The following is a 15,158-nucleotide window of genomic DNA, read 5'->3' on the forward strand; positions in this document are numbered from 1 at the left end:
AAAAGGATGAAGCAAATATCGCTTCATCCTTTTTACTGTTCATTCACCTAATTAACTAACTTCCAAATGTTGTTTCTCTGATACCTCTGCATTCTTACTATGAAAATAAACCCAAATACATGCAATAAATAATAATGATGATGTAGAGAAGAAAACATATTGGAAGCCTGCGTGAGCTGCAATTTGCCCACCAAGTACTGGCCCAATCATATTTCCTAAAAACTGAAACGATTGATTATATCCAAATATTCGTCCCGTTACATGGGTTGGCGTATGTTGTTTTAGTAGAGTTTGTACGGAAGGTAATAGTCCTGCTTGTGCAATACCTAATAAAAAGCGAAGAATTAATAGTTGCCAAGCTGAGGTTACAAATGCTTGCGGAATAAAAATAATTCCGGCAGCAAACAACGCTACAACTAACGTTTTTTGAGGACCTATATGATCTGATAATCGTCCTAGCTTCGGAGCTGCTAAAATAACTGCTAATCCTGTCGCAGACATAACTGCACCTGCAATCATTTCAATATGATCTGTTCCTGGTCCTGCCAAATGTTTTACGTACAGCGTAATAATAGGTTGAATTGACATATTTGCAAGCTGAATAATAAACGTTGCTACAAATAAACTTATTATTAAATGTTTTGCCGGGACCATCGTCCATACTTTTTTCGGCTGTGCCTTTTTTGCTTTAGCAGAATGATTCTCTTCATGTAAGAAGAAAAAGACGATGAGAAAGGAAAGGAATAAGAAAGCTCCTGTAACTAGAAAAACATGGCGCATTCCGATTAACTCTGACAAATAACCTCCGAGTATCGGCCCAAGTAATGAACCGCTCACGCCTCCTGTTGAGATTGTAGAAATCGCCCAACCTGAATGTTCTTGCGGAGTTTCTGCAGCAATAAATGTCATCGCTGTAGAAAGGAAACCTGATACCGCTCCCATTAAAAACCGAAGTGCGACTAGTTGATACACGTCCGTCACAAACCCCATAAGCGTCATAATTATCGCCATACCAAGGCTCGCACGTATAAGCATCAATTTCCGTCCATGTATATCACCAAGCTTGCCCCATATTGGTGATACGATCGCACCCATTAAAAATGTCACACCAAATGCAAGTCCCGACCACTGTGCAATACTAGAAGTGCCGGTCACCCCTAATTCCTCAATATAAAAAGATAAAAAAGGAATTACTAAACTCATACCGGCGGCAGTGGTAAAACAACCTAGCCAACAAATCATTAAATTTCGTTTCCAGCTGGCCATTTTCACACCTTCTTTCTTTCGCTCCCCATTCTACACCGTTTTCTAAAAAAAGTTTAGTAATTTGCTTTATACATAATAAAACTCTATCCCCTTGCATTCTTAGCAAAGGGATAGAGTTAATTATCTCCTATGGGTATTAAACGTGCATTACAGCATCGCTCGTAAAACTCAATCGGACCTGCTTGTCCTATAATTGCATACTCATATCCGCTTTTCTTCATGTCATATAAACAATGATTCAATAACGTCTTCCCAACACCGTTCACACGATTATGTTTCACTGTACCCATCGGTCCAAACAGCCCTTTCTTTCCTCTCACAACATCATAACAAGCGAAACCAATGATTTCTCCTCCTTGTTCAGCAATAAAAATAGGTAACTCTTCTTTATATGTCCGAAATCCATAATCTAAAGATTTTAACCAACGCTCACCAAATTCATTCTTAACAAAACGTGCCAACTTTTCAAAATCAGAAGAGATCGCTTTTCTAATATTATGACTTAAACTATTACAAATAGGATCAAATCTTTTTAATGCAACCGTCAAATCTCTTGGTTCAGATGTAATTTGCAATACATCTTTTTTCATCTTTTTACTTATAACCTTATCAATAACTGTATCCCCTTGAAAAATTGCATATAAAACATGCCCTTCATTTATTAATATTTGCTGAAAACGTTCCATCCGTTTCTTCGCTACTTTTAAAACTTCTATCGTCTTATTTGAAACTTTAAACTCCCCAACATTTATGTATTCTATTTCATTTACATAATATTGTTGGAGTAACGATATCTTTGCTAAAAAATCCATGCCCACCGTGTGAAATAAATACATATGTAACTCCGCGCAAACTCCAGTACCTTCCTTACAAGCTCCTATAAATAGATGAACCGGATGGATAATACCTTTACTACACTCAGTCTCTTCTGCTGCGATCTCCAATATTTTATATGCACGTTTTGTAAATTGGAATTCCACCATCTATATCCCTTCCCCTAATGACTTATTATCAAACCATAACCATATATAATAGAAACAATTACTCCAACCATTAATATGCCTGGAAGTAAATTTGCCACTTTAATTTTAATAAATCCAAGTAAATTTAATCCGATTGCGAATATCATAATACCGCCAGTAGCAGTCATTTCCACTATAAATTGATTCATTAATTCTTTTGGAACAAAACTATTAATTTGTGTTGCAAAAACTGCAATACCTCCCTCATATAAAATCACTGGAATCGCTGAAAATACTACGCCAATTCCTAGAGTTGTCGTTAATATAATAGAAATGAATCCATCGATAATCGCCTTTGTAAATAAAATATCATGATTTCCGCGAATCCCACTGTCCAATGCACCAAGTATCCCCATCGCACCAATTGCAAAAATAAGTGTGGCTGTTACAAAGCCTTCTGATATGCTCCCTTTCCCTTTCGATCCAACTTTATTTTCTAACCAATCCCCTAACAGTTTTAACCTTTCTTCTAATTGTAGCCATTCCCCGATTACCGTACCAATAACTAAACTTAGTATGACAACAAGAAAATTTTCACTTTTTAATGCCATTTGAAGTCCAAGTACAGTAACCGCTAAACCGATTGCATGCATAATTGTTCCCTTCATACTTTCTGGAATCGCACTAAATAATTTACCAAGTAAAGTACCAAATATAATACAAATCCCATTTACAATTGCTCCTAATATAACCATTTCTCATTCTTCACCCTTCGAATTCTTTATTTCTATATTTTGGTTTATACATTGATTTACAGGTTATCTATATGTTAACTTAATATTGTGAATATTAACAAACAATTTCTACTATATAACCCGCTATTTTTTTGTTACTATACAAAGACCGATTTCTTTTAGTAGATTCATTGTTAATCTACTTGCGGGATAAATTCAAAAGGGAAGGTATTTATGAAAATTTTACTAAAACGATTTCTGTTAATAGCCTTTTTCATTACACCAATTGTTTTATTAATCAACTACTCTTTTATTTCAAAAGCGAAAGACAAACCTGATATGCAAAACAAATCTAGTAAAACAGCTTCAAAAAGCGAAAAGAAAATAGAAGAGCCTGAAATCACACTCACCTTCTCTGGTGATACAATGTTCGATTGGCAATTACGTCCCGTAATCGAAAAAAATGGGGCTGATTATCCATTCCAACATGTAAAAGAAGAAATAACAAAAGCTGATATTTCTTTTATTAATTTAGAGTCAGCATTTACAACGAGAGAAAAAAAAGTACCTGGACAACAATTTTGGATTAAAAGTGACCCATCCACACTACAAGCAATAAAAAATACTGGATACGATATTGTCAATATTGGCAATAACCATACGCTTGATTATGGACAAGATGGACTACTAGACACCATTTCTCACGTCGAAAAATTAAAACTACCTTACACTGGAGCCGGAAAAAATGCTGAGGATGCTTATACCTCTCGTGAACTAACTGTAAAAGGAAAAAAGTTTAAGTTTCTTTCCTTCGTTCGATTTATGCCTAACTTTAATTGGGTAGCTGGTGAAAATAAGCCTGGCGTTACGAACGGATATGATTTAGATCTTGTAACAAAAACGATTCAAGAGCAAAAGAAAGATGCTGATTATGTAATCGTTTATATGCATTGGGGCGTTGAAAAATCAAATCGTCCAATAGAATATCAAAAACAATATGTACCTAAAATGGTTGAAGCAGGAGCTGACGCAATTGTCGGCAGTCATCCACATTGGTTACAAGGGTTTGAGTATTATAATAAAGTTCCTATCGCTTACTCATTAGGAAACTTTTTATTCCCAAGTTATGTGAATGGAAAAAGCGCCGAAACTGGCGTATTAACTTTAACCTTTAAAGGAAATGATGTCCAAATGTCATTTAACCCGTACATCATTCGCAACAACCAAGTTTCTCCTGTAAATGAAGAAGAAAAGAAAAAAGCACTACAATATTTACAAACGGTTTCAACCGATGTAGAAATTGATGATACTGGGAAAATAATAAATAAACGTAAATAGAAAGAGAGCTAATAATAGCTCTCTTTCTATTTCTTTTAAATAAGTAAATCAAACAAAATAGGATTTTTATTGAGCTCCACAAATTGAATATTATTTTCTTTAAAACGAGTAATTAATTGCTCGTAATCTTCTTTATGTTTTAATTCTACACCGACTAGTGCTGGACCATTTTCTTTATTATGTTTCTTAATGTACTCAAATCGTGTAATATCATCTTCTGGGCCTAATCCCTTATCAAGAAACTCTCTTAGTGCTCCTGAACGCTGCGGGAATTCAATGATGAAGTAATGCTTTAATCCTTCATAAATGAGGGAACGTTCTTTCATTTCTTGCATTCTATCAATATCATTATTTCCACCACTTAGCGTACATACAACTGTTTTCCCTTTTATTTCATCCCTGTAAAGATCAAGCGCCGCAATAGAAAGTGCTCCAGCGGGTTCAGCTACAATTGCATTTTTCTTATACAGTTCTAAAATCGTCGTACAAACCTTTCCCTCTGGTACTAAAACAATATCATCAATTACCTCTTTACAAGTTTCAAATGTTAACTTTCCTACCTTTTTAACCGCTGCCCCATCAACAAAACTATCTATTTTCTCCAATGCCACATTTTCATTTTGAAGAAAAGCCTCTTTCATAGATGCAGCCCCCATCGGTTCTACACCAATGACCTTTGTAGCAGGACTAACACCTTTCACATATGTACCAACACCTGATGCTAACCCGCCACCGCCGATTGCTGTAAAGATATAATCAACTGGTTTCTCCATATCATGCATAATTTCAACCGCCACTGTTCCTTGACCAGCAACGACATACGGGTCATCGAACGGATGAACGAATGTCATCTTATTTTCATCACAATAGCGCTGTGCTTCTTGGAAAGAGCTATCAAATGTATCACCAACTAATACAATCTCTGCGAAATCACCACCGAAAAATTGGACTTGTGATACTTTTTGCTTAGGTGTCGTTGTGGGCATAAAAATCTTTGACGGAATCTTCAATAAATTACACGTATAAGCTACCCCTTGCGCATGATTACCAGCACTTGCACAAACAACACCATTTTGTAACTTTTCTTTCGGTAAACTTTGAATCAAATTATACGCACCACGAATTTTGAAAGATCGAATCAATTGTAAGTCTTCTCGTTTCACATAAACGTCACAATCATATTTCTCAGATAAAACTGTATCTCGTTGTAACGGTGTTTTAATAACGATATCTTTCATGCAATTATGAGCCATTAAGATATCTTCAATTTTCACTCTCTCCTTTACTTTCTGCACCATTTCATATCATCCTTATCTCTTTTAGATTGGCTCAATCGAAATTCGGGATTTTTAGGACTGCACCTGTATTCGCCGATGTTACCATTTGTGCATAACGCCCAAGCCAGCCAGTTTTCACTTTCGGTTCTGGTCGTTTCCATTCTTTTTTACGCTTATCTAATTCTTCATCACTAACTCTTACTTCTAATAATCTCTCCTCAACATCGATACAAACGATATCCCCTTGTTTAAGAAGTGCAATCGTTCCGCCCGCAGCTGCTTCTGGTGAAATATGCCCTACTGAAATACCACGTGAAGCACCCGAGAAACGTCCATCCGTTAATAGCGCAACATCTGCTCCTAACCCCATACCAGCAATTGCTGATGTTGGTGCTAACATTTCTGGCATACCTGGTCCGCCTCTTGGCCCTTCATAACGAATGACAACTACATCTCCTTTTTTCACCTTTCCAAGCATAATGCCCGCAAGCGCCTCATCTTGTGAATTAAAAATAACGCAAGGTCCTTCAAATCGTTTTACCTCTGTTGCTCCGCTTTTAATAACTGCCCCATCTTTCGCAAGGTTTCCTTTTAATATACGTAATCCCCCTTCCTCACTATGAGGGTTTTCAAGAGTATGAATAACTTCTTTATCTTGAATCTCAGATTCAGCAATGTTTTCTCTTAATGTTTGCCCAGTAGCAGTTATTCGATCTAGATGAAGTACCCCTTCCTTTCTGCTCATCTCTTTCAAAATTGCACTAATCCCGCCTGCTCGATCAATATCTTCCATATGCCAATTAGAAGCAGGGCTTACTTTACATAAATGCGGTACACGTCTTGAAACAGCATCAATACGGTTCATATCGTAATCTAATCCTGCCTCTTGTGCGAGCGCTAGCGTGTGTAATACTGTATTCGTAGATCCTCCCATCGCCATATCAAGTGCAAATGCATCATCAATTGCCTCTTCTGTCACAATATCGCGTGGCTTAATATCTCTCTCAATTAAAATTTTTAATTTCTCTGCTGCTTGTTTAATTAACTCCTCACGTCTTGGATCAATTGCTAAAATACTACCGTTTCCTGGAAGAGCTAAACCTAACACTTCACATAAACAATTCATAGAATTCGCGGTAAACATACCCGAACAAGAGCCACAAGATGGACAGCCATGATCTTCGATATCCTTTAATTCTTCTTCTGAAATTTTCCCGGATTGATAAGCTCCTACCCCTTCAAAAACGGAACTTAAATCAACAACTTCTCCTTTAGATGTTTTTCCCGCAGCCATCGGACCACCTGAAACAAATACAGTTGGAATGTTAATACGAAGAGCCGCCATCATCATACCAGGTGTAATTTTGTCACAGTTTGGAATGCAAATCATGCCATCAAACCAATGTGCATTTACAACTGTTTCTACTGAATCTGCAATAATTTCACGACTCGGAAGCGAATAACGCATACCGATATGTCCCATCGCAATACCATCGTCTACTCCAATTGTATTGAATTCGAATGGTACCATGCCCGCTGCACGAACGGCTTCTTTTACAAGTTTTCCAAATTCGTTCAAGTGCTTATGCCCTGGAATAATTTCAATAAAAGAATTACAGATCGCTATAAACGGTTTATCAAAATCTTCATCTTTCAAACCGGTTGCTTTTAATAAACTACGATGCGGAGCTTTATCAAAACCTTTTTTAATCATGTCACTTCTCATCTTGTCAAATCCCCTCTTACATATTTTTCACTTATACTCTCTTAATCTATTTCTTTACTAATTCTTTCGGTGCATGAATCCAGCTCATCATTTCACGAAGTTCTGCCCCCACCTTTTCAAGCTGATGATTTTGTTCTGCTTTTTTCATCGCATTATACGTTGGGCGCCCCGCCTGATTTTCTAAAATCCATTTTTTCGCGAATTCACCTTGCTGAATTTCTGTAAGAACACGTTTCATTTCCTTCTTCGTTTCATCTGTAACAATTCTCGATCCTGTTACATAATCTCCAAACTCTGCCGTATCTGAAATAGAATGACGCATATTCGTTAATCCGCCTTCGTACATTAAATCAACAATTAACTTTAATTCATGCAAGCATTCAAAGTATGCAATTTCAGGACGATATCCACCTTCCGTTAACGTTTCAAAACCAGCTTTCACAAGTGCTGTTACCCCTCCGCAAAGCACTGCTTGCTCACCGAATAAGTCTGTTTCTGTTTCTTCTTGGAATGTCGTTTCAATTACACCTGCACGTGTACAACCTACACCTTTTGCATATGCCAGTGCTACATGTAGCGCTGTTCCCGTTGCATCTTGATGCACTGCGACTAATGCCGGAACACCATTTCCTTCTTGATATACACGGCGAACGAGATGTCCTGGACTTTTTGGCGCAACCATTGCTACATCTACGTAACTTGGCGGATTAATTTGGCCGAAATGAATATTAAATCCATGTGAGAAAAGTAACATTTGTCCTTCACGGAGATTTCCTTCTACTTCTGCTTTATACACATATGCTTGCTGTTCATCCGGCAATAACATTTGTACAACTTGTGCGGTTCGAACCGCTTCTGAAACAGACATTACTTCAAATCCATCAGCTTTTGCTACTTCATATGACTTACCAGGGCGAACACCAACTACAACTTCCACACCAGAATCGCGTAAATTTTGTGCTTGGGCATGACCTTGAGATCCATATCCGACTACCGCAACTGTTTTCCCTTTTAATAGCTCTAAATTTGCATCTTTCTCATAATAAGTTTTCATATTCCATACACTCCTTATAATTTATTTACTTGCAGTACATTGATTAATTTTTTCAACTGACTGACAAGTAACGTTGCTTCATTTTCAGTACAAACTGCTGTTAGTTTCATTTCAGAAACACCACTTGTATCTCTTTCGTTTAAATTTAAAGAAGAAATATAATAACCACGCCGAGCAAAAATTCCACTTATGCGTAATAAGACGCTCGGATCGTTATGAATAACTAATGAAAAAGTATGACTCATTCTTCCCACCTCTTCATAATCATTTCGTTATTCCCTTTGTTTGGCGGAACCATCGGAAAGACGTTCTCACCTTCTTCTACACAAAAGTCAACTACGACAGGACCTTCATGAGAAAATGCTTCTAACATTACCTTTTTCGCCTCAAACGAATTTGTTGCTCTTAGCCCTTTTACACCATAAGCTTCTGCTACTTTCACAAAATCTGGTGACCCAATTCTCGATTCCGACAAACGGTTTTCATAAAACATTTCTTGCCATTGCCTTACCATCCCTAAAAATTTGTTGTTTATGATGAATACTTTGACAGGAATATTATTTTCAGCAATTGTTTGCAGCTCTTGAATGTTCATTTGGAAAGAAGCATCACCAGCAATACAGATGACAAGTTCTTCTTCTTTTGCAAGCTGAGCACCAATTGCTGCTGGAAAACCAAATCCCATCGTCCCTAATCCCCCTGATGTTAGAAAAGTCCGTGGTTTTCTCGCTTTATAAAAGTGAGCAGCCCACATTTGATGCTGTCCTACCTCTGTCGTGACAATCGCTTCACCATTCGTTAATTCACTTACTAAGTTGATAACATGCTGTGGTTTTAACTCAAATTCTTTTTGCTTATATGAAAGTGGATATTCTTCTTGCCATTTCTTCAGTTTTTGAAGCCATTCATCTGTTTGTGTATAAATAGACATATGTAACAGCATATGTAGCGCCTTTTTCACATCACCAACAATCGGATGCTCTACAGTTACATTTTTATGGAACTCAGAAGGATCAATATCAATATGTACTTTTTTCGAATGCGGAGAAAAAAGTTCTAATTTTCCTGTTACACGATCATCAAAACGAACACCTAACGCCAGTAATAAGTCACATTCTGTTACTGCCATATTTGCAGCGTACGTTCCATGCATACCGAGCATTCCTAAAAACAACGGATCTCCCGGCGGATATGCACCCAGCCCCATTAAAGTTGAAACGACTGGAATACGATTCTCCTTCGCAAACTTGATGAGTTCTTCAGATCCGCCTGAATGAATGACGCCTCCCCCGATATAAAGGAGTGGGCGTTTTGCTTTTGAAATTGATTTTGCTACCTCTCTCAGTTTCAAACTGTCTGGCAAAGGTTCTGGTTTATATCCTGGAATCTCCACTTCTTCATTAAAGAAACTTGTTACATTTGCATTTTGAACATCTTTTGGAATATCAATTAATACCGGTCCCGGTCGCCCGCTTTCGGCGATGTAAAAAGCTTCTTGCACAGTTCTTGATAAATGATTTACATCACGAACTTGGTAATTATGCTTCGTAACAGGTACTGTAATTCCGACAACATCCGCTTCTTGAAATCCGTCTTTACCAATTAAAGGCGTTGCAACTTGCCCTGTAATGACTACTAAAGGAATCGAATCCATATAAGCATCTGCTAAACCCGTAACTAAATTCGTCGCCCCTGGACCAGAGGTAGCAAAGACTACTCCAACCTTTCCAGAAGCTCTCGCATATCCTTCAGCTGCATGAATTGCAGCTTGTTCATGACGAGTTAACACGTGCTTTAAACCACTTTCGTATAACGCATCGTATATTGGTAAAATCGCTCCGCCCGGATAACCGAAAACGGTCGTTACACCTAATTTCTTCAAACATTGAATAACGTGTCCAGCACCTGTAGCTTCTTCACTCTGCAGTTCATCGCATGCTGTATACTGTTCCTCCATTTCAATTAACTCCTCTCCCTATTTACGCTAAACTTTCCACCAACCCTGGAACACGTACTCCTCTTTCTCTCGTTAATTTTTTAAATTCTTCGGTTAATCTTTTTGTTACATCTCCTGGTTTTCCATCTCCAATTTCTCTTGAATCTACTTTCACTACAGGAATTAGTTCCGCTGCAGTTCCTGTTAAAAACACTTCATCTGCTACATATACATCATGGCGAGTAAATGGCCTTTCCTCACACGGAATACTTAGACGCTCACATAACTCAATCACACTATTTCTCGTAATACCTTCTAGCGCCCCTAAGTACGAAGGAGGTGTTAACACTTTTCCATCTTTCACAATGAAAACATTATCTCCAGAGCCTTCACAAACATATCCTTGTTGATTTAACATAAGAGCCTCTAGCACTCCCGCTTGTGCCGCTTCAATTTTTACAAGCACGTTATTTAAGTAGTTCATTGACTTAATGCGTGGGTCTAATGCGTCTGGCGTATTACGTCTTGATGCAACAGACACAACGCTTAGTCCATTATCATAAAATTCCTGAGGGAATAACTTTAATTGTTCTGCAATGATAATTACGCTCGGTTTCACACAGCTTCTCGGATCAAGCCCTAAGTCACCTTTTCCTCTTGAAACAATTAATCGAATGTAGGCATCCGCGTATTCATTTTTTTGCAATGTTTGTAAAACTGCTTCTTCCATTTCATCTACCGTCATTGGAATTGTAAGTAAAATAGATTTCGCCGATTCATATAGTCGTTTCACATGTTCTTTTAAACAAAATACATTTCCTCCGTAACTACGAATCCCTTCAAATACACCGTCCCCGTATAAAAAGCCGTGATCATATACTGAAACAACTGCCTTTTCTTTTTCTACAAATTCCCCATTCATGTAAATGTACTGGTTTCCCATCTCACATCGCTCCTCTTTTTTCTCTCTATTTTTGCAATCTATTTCTATATCGATTGCTGAGATGAGTATTTTTAACAGAATATTCAGTATAATAATCTTAAAAATATACTCGTCTCAACAATCGATTACTTACATACTTGTAGCAATCCATTGCTGAGACGAGGGAATCGTGGTACCACTCAGCTTCCTTACACTTCTCACGAAATATAAGCTCTGCAAGTCCAATTAGACTTTTGTTTTTCTATCGGAAAACAACTCCGCTACTTTTTACTAACTTCAAAAGCAGTGCTCCGAGGTGATTTTCAATGATTCAATTGTTACCACCCTCACAGCCTTTGGGCAGCTCTCTGAAACAATCTTTATCATTTACTCTCCTCTTCCTCGCATTCTTTTATTCTATTTTTTAAAATAAAAACTCTCGCCTCAGCAATCAACTACTACAAATTAGTAGCTTTGATTGCTGAGGCGAGAGTTTCGCGTTACCACTCAGCTTCCTTATACTTCTCACGAAATATAAGCTTCATAGGTCCAATCAGACCTCCGTCCTTTTACCGGAGACGATGCCGCCGCCCTCTACTCAGTTTCCCTTTCGCAAGCGATGCTCCGAGGTGATCTTCAATGATTCGATTGCTACTACTCTCACAGCCTAGGAGTAGCTCTCTGAAACGACCATAATCATCTACTTTCCTCTTCTTTGCATATACAATATATAAAGTTAGAAAATTCTTAATTCACTTTTATTTGTTACACGTATTATAGGACGCGGTTCTTTTCATTGTCAACATGTTTTTAGAAAAAAATTAAAATTCATTCTATTTACTAGAAATCTATTTATTTTTTCTCAAAACAAAATCGGAATGAACTTCTTACACATACTCATACATTACTTAAGTATGTTCGCGTTACTACATAAAGAAAAACAACTTAAAAACATATACAATTTATGAGGAGATGAGAAAACTATGTTAAAAGGTAAAATAGCATTAGTTACAGGAGCAAGCCGAGGAATTGGACGTGCTATCGCAAAACGGTTAGCAAACGACGGTGCATTAGTTGCTGTTCATTATGGAAATCGAAAAGAAGATGCTGAAGAAACTGTTCATGAAATTCAATCAAATGGCGGATCAGCTTTTTCTATCGGTGCAAATCTTGAATCTTTACACGGTGTAGACAACCTTTATATTTCTTTAGATAACGAATTACAAAAAAGAACTGGTGGAACACAATTTGATATTTTAATAAACAACGCTGGAATCGGTCCTGGTGCCTTTATTGAAGAAACGACTGAACAATTTTTTGATAGAATGGTTTCAGTAAATGCAAAAGCACCATTCTTTATCATTCAACAAGCACTACCACGTTTACGTGATAATAGCCGAATTATTAATATTTCATCAGCTGCCACCCGCATTTCTTTGCCTGATTTCGTTGCATATAGTATGACGAAAGGTGCAATTAACACGATGACTTTCACGCTTGCAAAACAACTCGGAGCACAAGGAATAACAGTGAATGCAATACTTCCAGGATTTATTAAAACAGATATGAACGCAGAACTCTTGAGCGATCCAATGATGAAACAGTATGCTACTACTATTTCCGCCTTCAATCGCTTAGGTGAAGTTGAAGACATTGCCGATACTGCTGCATTTCTTGCTTCCCCAGACAGCCGCTGGGTTACTGGTCAATTGATTGATGTGAGCGGAGGATCTTGTTTATAAAAAACATATATTTTCAAATCTTTTTTATTGCGCAATAAAACAATTTATATAATACTATATAAAACATATATATTTAGGAGGATTACAGCAATGTCCGAAAAAACATACGAACTCGCAACCTTCGCTGGTGGCTGCTTTTGGTGCATGGTAAAACCATTTGATGAGCTTCCTGGTATTCAAAAAGTCATTTCTGGTTATGCAGGAGGTCATATAGAAAATCCAACATATGAACAAGTAAAATCAGGGACATCTGGACATTTAGAAGTCGTCCAAATTACATTTGATCCTTCTATTTTCCCGTATCAAAAATTACTAGATTTATATTGGCCACAAATCGATCCGACTGATGATGGCGGACAATTTTTTGACCGTGGTCCCTCTTACCGCACAGCAATTTTTTATCATAATGAAACACAAAAAGAGCTTGCTGAAAAATCGAAGCAAACGCTAGCAGAAAGCGGTATGTTTAAAGATCCTATTGTGACTGAAATTCTTCCTGCTGCACCTTTTTATGAAGCAGAAGAGTACCACCAACATTTCTATAAAAAGAATCCAGAGAAATATGCTTTAGAGCGTAAAGAATCTGGCCGTGAAGACTTTATTCAAGAAAATTGGCAGAAAAAATAATAAAAACGCATCGTGCTCTTTTAAGTACGATGCGTTTTTATCTTTGAAAAAAGTACCATACAATTAAAAGAACAACTGCTGTTAATGTCCAAAGTGCTATTTCGTTTTTCACTCTATTCTTTTTATTAGTCATTTCCGCTCCTCCTAATAGGTGTTAAACATATTCAAGATTTCCTCTGTTTAATTGTCCACCTTATATACGTGAATACATCCTTACAAATTCTTATAACAAGACCACCAATAATTCCGATTGCAATTGAAATTACTAACGTCTGTCCAAAACTAAAAGTTTTTGTATATGTTATGTAGAAAACAATACACACAAGTAAAATATCTGGTAAAGAAAATAAAAGCTTTTTAAACAATCCTTCACCTCTCATGCTTTATTTATAAATTATATCTTCTACTTTAGCTTTAAAAAGTTCCATTTTGACACTCATTTTACGGAAAAAAATAAGAACCTCTTTTAAAAAGGGATTCTTATCTACATATCCTATTCCATAATTACTCCTAAAATAGAATAATATTACTAGTGATTTATTGTAAATTAACTATTTGCCAGGCAATCGGATGTTACACCAGCTACTTACGTCGCATTGACCGTATGTATTATCACCTACTGCTACCACCGTGCCGTCAGATGTAAGGCCGACGGTATGTGCACACCCCGCCGCTATCGCTACAATATCACTCCAATTGCTTACATTACATTGACCATACTCATTCGAACCCATTGCCACTACAGTACCATCTGATTTAAGAGCGACTGTATGCTTACTCCCTGCCGCTATTTCCACAATATCACGCCAGCTGCTTACATCACATTGACCATGTTTATTATTACCGACAGCCATCACCGTGCCATCCGATTTCAGACCCACAGTATGAAGATAACCTGCCGCCAACGCCACCATACCACGCCAGCCACTTACATTGCATTGGCCATATCGATTATTACCCACAGTCGTCACCGTTCCGTCCAATTTAAGACCGACTGTATGCCAGTCACCCACCGCGACCGCCACAATATCACACCAGCCACTTACATTACATTCTCCTTCTTTATTTCGGCCCACTGCTATCACCGTGCCATCCGCTTTAAGACCAATGGTACGGCGCCATCCCGCCGCAACCGATACAATATTATGCCAATCGTTTACATCACATTGGTCATGCTTATTCCAACCCACTGCTACCACAGTACTGTCACATTTAAGACCGATTGTATGAGCATTACCCGTGTTCGTCGCCATATGGACATTGCCCGCTGCGACCGATACAATATCACGCCAGCCACTTACATTACATTCTCCTTCTTTATTTCGGCCCACTGCTATCATCGTGCCATCCGATTTTAGGCCAACAGTATGACAACGCCCCGCTGCAATCGTATCTTTAGGCCACCGTTTCACTTTTAATACCACTTCTTTCGCTAAAATGGAATCCATGTTTTACCTCCTTGCATATAAGCGACTGTATCCAAATAGATATTTTTATCACATTTTATTATAAATGACCTAACTTTTTTTATAAATCTACATCTACAAAGGAGCCTATTACTTCTTCTTCAAAAA

Annotated in this window: 14 protein-coding genes and 2 other annotated features; of the genes, 3 read left to right on the forward strand and 11 right to left on the reverse strand. The window is 37.6% G+C overall.

The genetic code is table 11. From position 1 onward, the window contains the following. Window positions 1-51: 51 nt before the first annotated feature. The 3 genes from ACP6L7_RS03240 to ACP6L7_RS03250 all read right to left on the reverse strand — a co-directional run bounded on the left by ACP6L7_RS03240 (window position 52) and on the right by ACP6L7_RS03250 (window position 2,983). On the reverse strand, window positions 52-1,266 hold the full coding sequence (locus ACP6L7_RS03240) for a multidrug efflux MFS transporter (protein WP_097831516.1): 1,215 nt from the start codon (window positions 1,264-1,266) through the stop codon (window positions 52-54). Between the two features lie 116 nt (window positions 1,267-1,382). After that, the gene (locus ACP6L7_RS03245) at window positions 1,383-2,249 is read right to left on the reverse strand and encodes a GNAT family N-acetyltransferase (protein ID WP_097831517.1); all 867 of its coding nucleotides are present in this window, start codon (window positions 2,247-2,249) and stop codon (window positions 1,383-1,385) included. A gap of 14 nt (window positions 2,250-2,263) precedes the next feature. Next, a complete protein-coding gene (locus ACP6L7_RS03250; protein ID WP_097831518.1) occupies window positions 2,264-2,983 on the reverse strand; it encodes a DUF554 domain-containing protein in 720 nt (239 codons plus the stop codon). A gap of 213 nt (window positions 2,984-3,196) precedes the next feature. On the opposite strand from ACP6L7_RS03250, the gene ACP6L7_RS03255 reads away from it, so the two are divergent. Then, window positions 3,197-4,300 carry a CapA family protein gene (locus ACP6L7_RS03255; RefSeq protein WP_097831519.1) on the forward strand — a complete coding sequence of 368 codons (1,104 nt, stop codon included), beginning with the start codon at window positions 3,197-3,199 and terminating at the stop codon, window positions 4,298-4,300. A gap of 35 nt (window positions 4,301-4,335) precedes the next feature. Here ACP6L7_RS03255 and ilvA read toward each other — a convergent pair whose 3' ends face one another. The 6 genes from ilvA to ilvE are packed head-to-tail and all read right to left on the reverse strand — an operon-like array spanning window position 4,336 to window position 11,236. Further along, window positions 4,336-5,598: a threonine ammonia-lyase IlvA gene (gene ilvA, locus ACP6L7_RS03260; RefSeq protein WP_097831520.1), complete on the reverse strand. Its 1,263-nt coding sequence runs from the start codon at window positions 5,596-5,598 to the stop codon at window positions 4,336-4,338. Between the two features lie 31 nt (window positions 5,599-5,629). Then, window positions 5,630-7,303: a dihydroxy-acid dehydratase gene (ilvD, locus tag ACP6L7_RS03265; RefSeq protein WP_097831521.1), complete on the reverse strand. Its 1,674-nt coding sequence runs from the start codon at window positions 7,301-7,303 to the stop codon at window positions 5,630-5,632. Between the two features lie 46 nt (window positions 7,304-7,349). Further along, entirely contained in the window at window positions 7,350-8,357 is a 1,008-nt protein-coding gene (gene ilvC, locus ACP6L7_RS03270) for a ketol-acid reductoisomerase (protein ID WP_097831522.1), read from the reverse strand. Between the two features lie 14 nt (window positions 8,358-8,371). Then, a complete protein-coding gene (locus tag ACP6L7_RS03275; RefSeq protein WP_044440462.1) occupies window positions 8,372-8,602 on the reverse strand; it encodes an ACT domain-containing protein in 231 nt (76 codons plus the stop codon). Further along, complete coding sequence (gene ilvB / locus ACP6L7_RS03280; RefSeq protein ID WP_097831523.1) at window positions 8,599-10,314, reverse strand: acetolactate synthase large subunit; 1,716 nt, start codon at window positions 10,312-10,314, stop codon at window positions 8,599-8,601. Before ilvB ends, ACP6L7_RS03275 begins: the two co-directional genes overlap by 4 nt. Window positions 10,315-10,336: 22 nt before the next feature. Beyond that, window positions 10,337-11,236: a branched-chain-amino-acid transaminase gene (gene ilvE, locus ACP6L7_RS03285; RefSeq protein ID WP_097831524.1), complete on the reverse strand. Its 900-nt coding sequence runs from the start codon at window positions 11,234-11,236 to the stop codon at window positions 10,337-10,339. Window positions 11,237-11,387: 151 nt separating this feature from the next. Continuing rightward, window positions 11,388-11,627 (reverse strand) — a binding site (T-box leader). A gap of 67 nt (window positions 11,628-11,694) precedes the next feature. Further along, window positions 11,695-11,940: a binding site (T-box leader), on the reverse strand. Window positions 11,941-12,198: 258 nt separating this feature from the next. On the opposite strand from ilvE, the gene ACP6L7_RS03290 reads away from it, so the two are divergent. Further along, window positions 12,199-12,957, forward strand: a complete 759-nt coding sequence (locus tag ACP6L7_RS03290) for an SDR family oxidoreductase (RefSeq protein WP_098361796.1) — start codon at window positions 12,199-12,201, stop codon at window positions 12,955-12,957. A gap of 90 nt (window positions 12,958-13,047) precedes the next feature. Beyond that, a complete protein-coding gene (gene msrA / locus ACP6L7_RS03295) occupies window positions 13,048-13,584 on the forward strand; it encodes a peptide-methionine (S)-S-oxide reductase MsrA (RefSeq protein WP_097831526.1) in 537 nt (178 codons plus the stop codon). A 164-nt stretch (window positions 13,585-13,748) separates the two neighbouring features. Here the strand turns inward: msrA and ACP6L7_RS03300 are convergent, their stop codons facing one another. Together ACP6L7_RS03300 and ACP6L7_RS03305 are read right to left on the reverse strand one after the other, a co-directional pair. Beyond that, entirely contained in the window at window positions 13,749-13,949 is a 201-nt protein-coding gene (locus ACP6L7_RS03300; RefSeq protein ID WP_097831528.1) for a hypothetical protein, read from the reverse strand. A 186-nt stretch (window positions 13,950-14,135) separates the two neighbouring features. Continuing rightward, a complete protein-coding gene (locus tag ACP6L7_RS03305; RefSeq protein ID WP_097831529.1) occupies window positions 14,136-15,032 on the reverse strand; it encodes an RCC1 domain-containing protein in 897 nt (298 codons plus the stop codon). Window positions 15,033-15,158: the final 126 nt, after the last annotated feature.

Origin of the sequence: Bacillus silvicola (genome assembly GCF_050524305.1) — a bacterium.
GTDB classification, from domain to species: Bacteria; Bacillota; Bacilli; order Bacillales; family Bacillaceae_G; genus Bacillus_A; species Bacillus_A cereus_AT.

Excerpts from the sequence above, each read along its gene's own strand:
- ACP6L7_RS03240 (WP_097831516.1), bottom strand. The coding sequence starts at position 1,266 with ATGGCCAGCTGGAAACGAAATTTAATGATTTGTTGGCTAGGTTGTTTT.
- ACP6L7_RS03245 (WP_097831517.1), bottom strand. The coding sequence starts at position 2,249 with ATGGTGGAATTCCAATTTACAAAACGTGCATATAAAATATTGGAGATC.
- ACP6L7_RS03250 (WP_097831518.1), bottom strand. The coding sequence starts at position 2,983 with ATGGTTATATTAGGAGCAATTGTAAATGGGATTTGTATTATATTTGGT.
- ACP6L7_RS03255 (WP_097831519.1), top strand. The coding sequence starts at position 3,197 with ATGAAAATTTTACTAAAACGATTTCTGTTAATAGCCTTTTTCATTACA.
- ilvA (WP_097831520.1), bottom strand. The coding sequence starts at position 5,598 with ATGGTGCAGAAAGTAAAGGAGAGAGTGAAAATTGAAGATATCTTAATG.
- ilvD (WP_097831521.1), bottom strand. The coding sequence starts at position 7,303 with ATGAGAAGTGACATGATTAAAAAAGGTTTTGATAAAGCTCCGCATCGT.
- ilvC (WP_097831522.1), bottom strand. The coding sequence starts at position 8,357 with ATGAAAACTTATTATGAGAAAGATGCAAATTTAGAGCTATTAAAAGGG.
- ACP6L7_RS03275 (WP_044440462.1), bottom strand. The coding sequence starts at position 8,602 with ATGAGTCATACTTTTTCATTAGTTATTCATAACGATCCGAGCGTCTTA.
- ilvB (WP_097831523.1), bottom strand. The coding sequence starts at position 10,314 with ATGGAGGAACAGTATACAGCATGCGATGAACTGCAGAGTGAAGAAGCT.
- ilvE (WP_097831524.1), bottom strand. The coding sequence starts at position 11,236 with ATGGGAAACCAGTACATTTACATGAATGGGGAATTTGTAGAAAAAGAA.
- ACP6L7_RS03290 (WP_098361796.1), top strand. The coding sequence starts at position 12,199 with ATGTTAAAAGGTAAAATAGCATTAGTTACAGGAGCAAGCCGAGGAATT.
- msrA (WP_097831526.1), top strand. The coding sequence starts at position 13,048 with ATGTCCGAAAAAACATACGAACTCGCAACCTTCGCTGGTGGCTGCTTT.
- ACP6L7_RS03305 (WP_097831529.1), bottom strand. The coding sequence starts at position 15,032 with ATGGATTCCATTTTAGCGAAAGAAGTGGTATTAAAAGTGAAACGGTGG.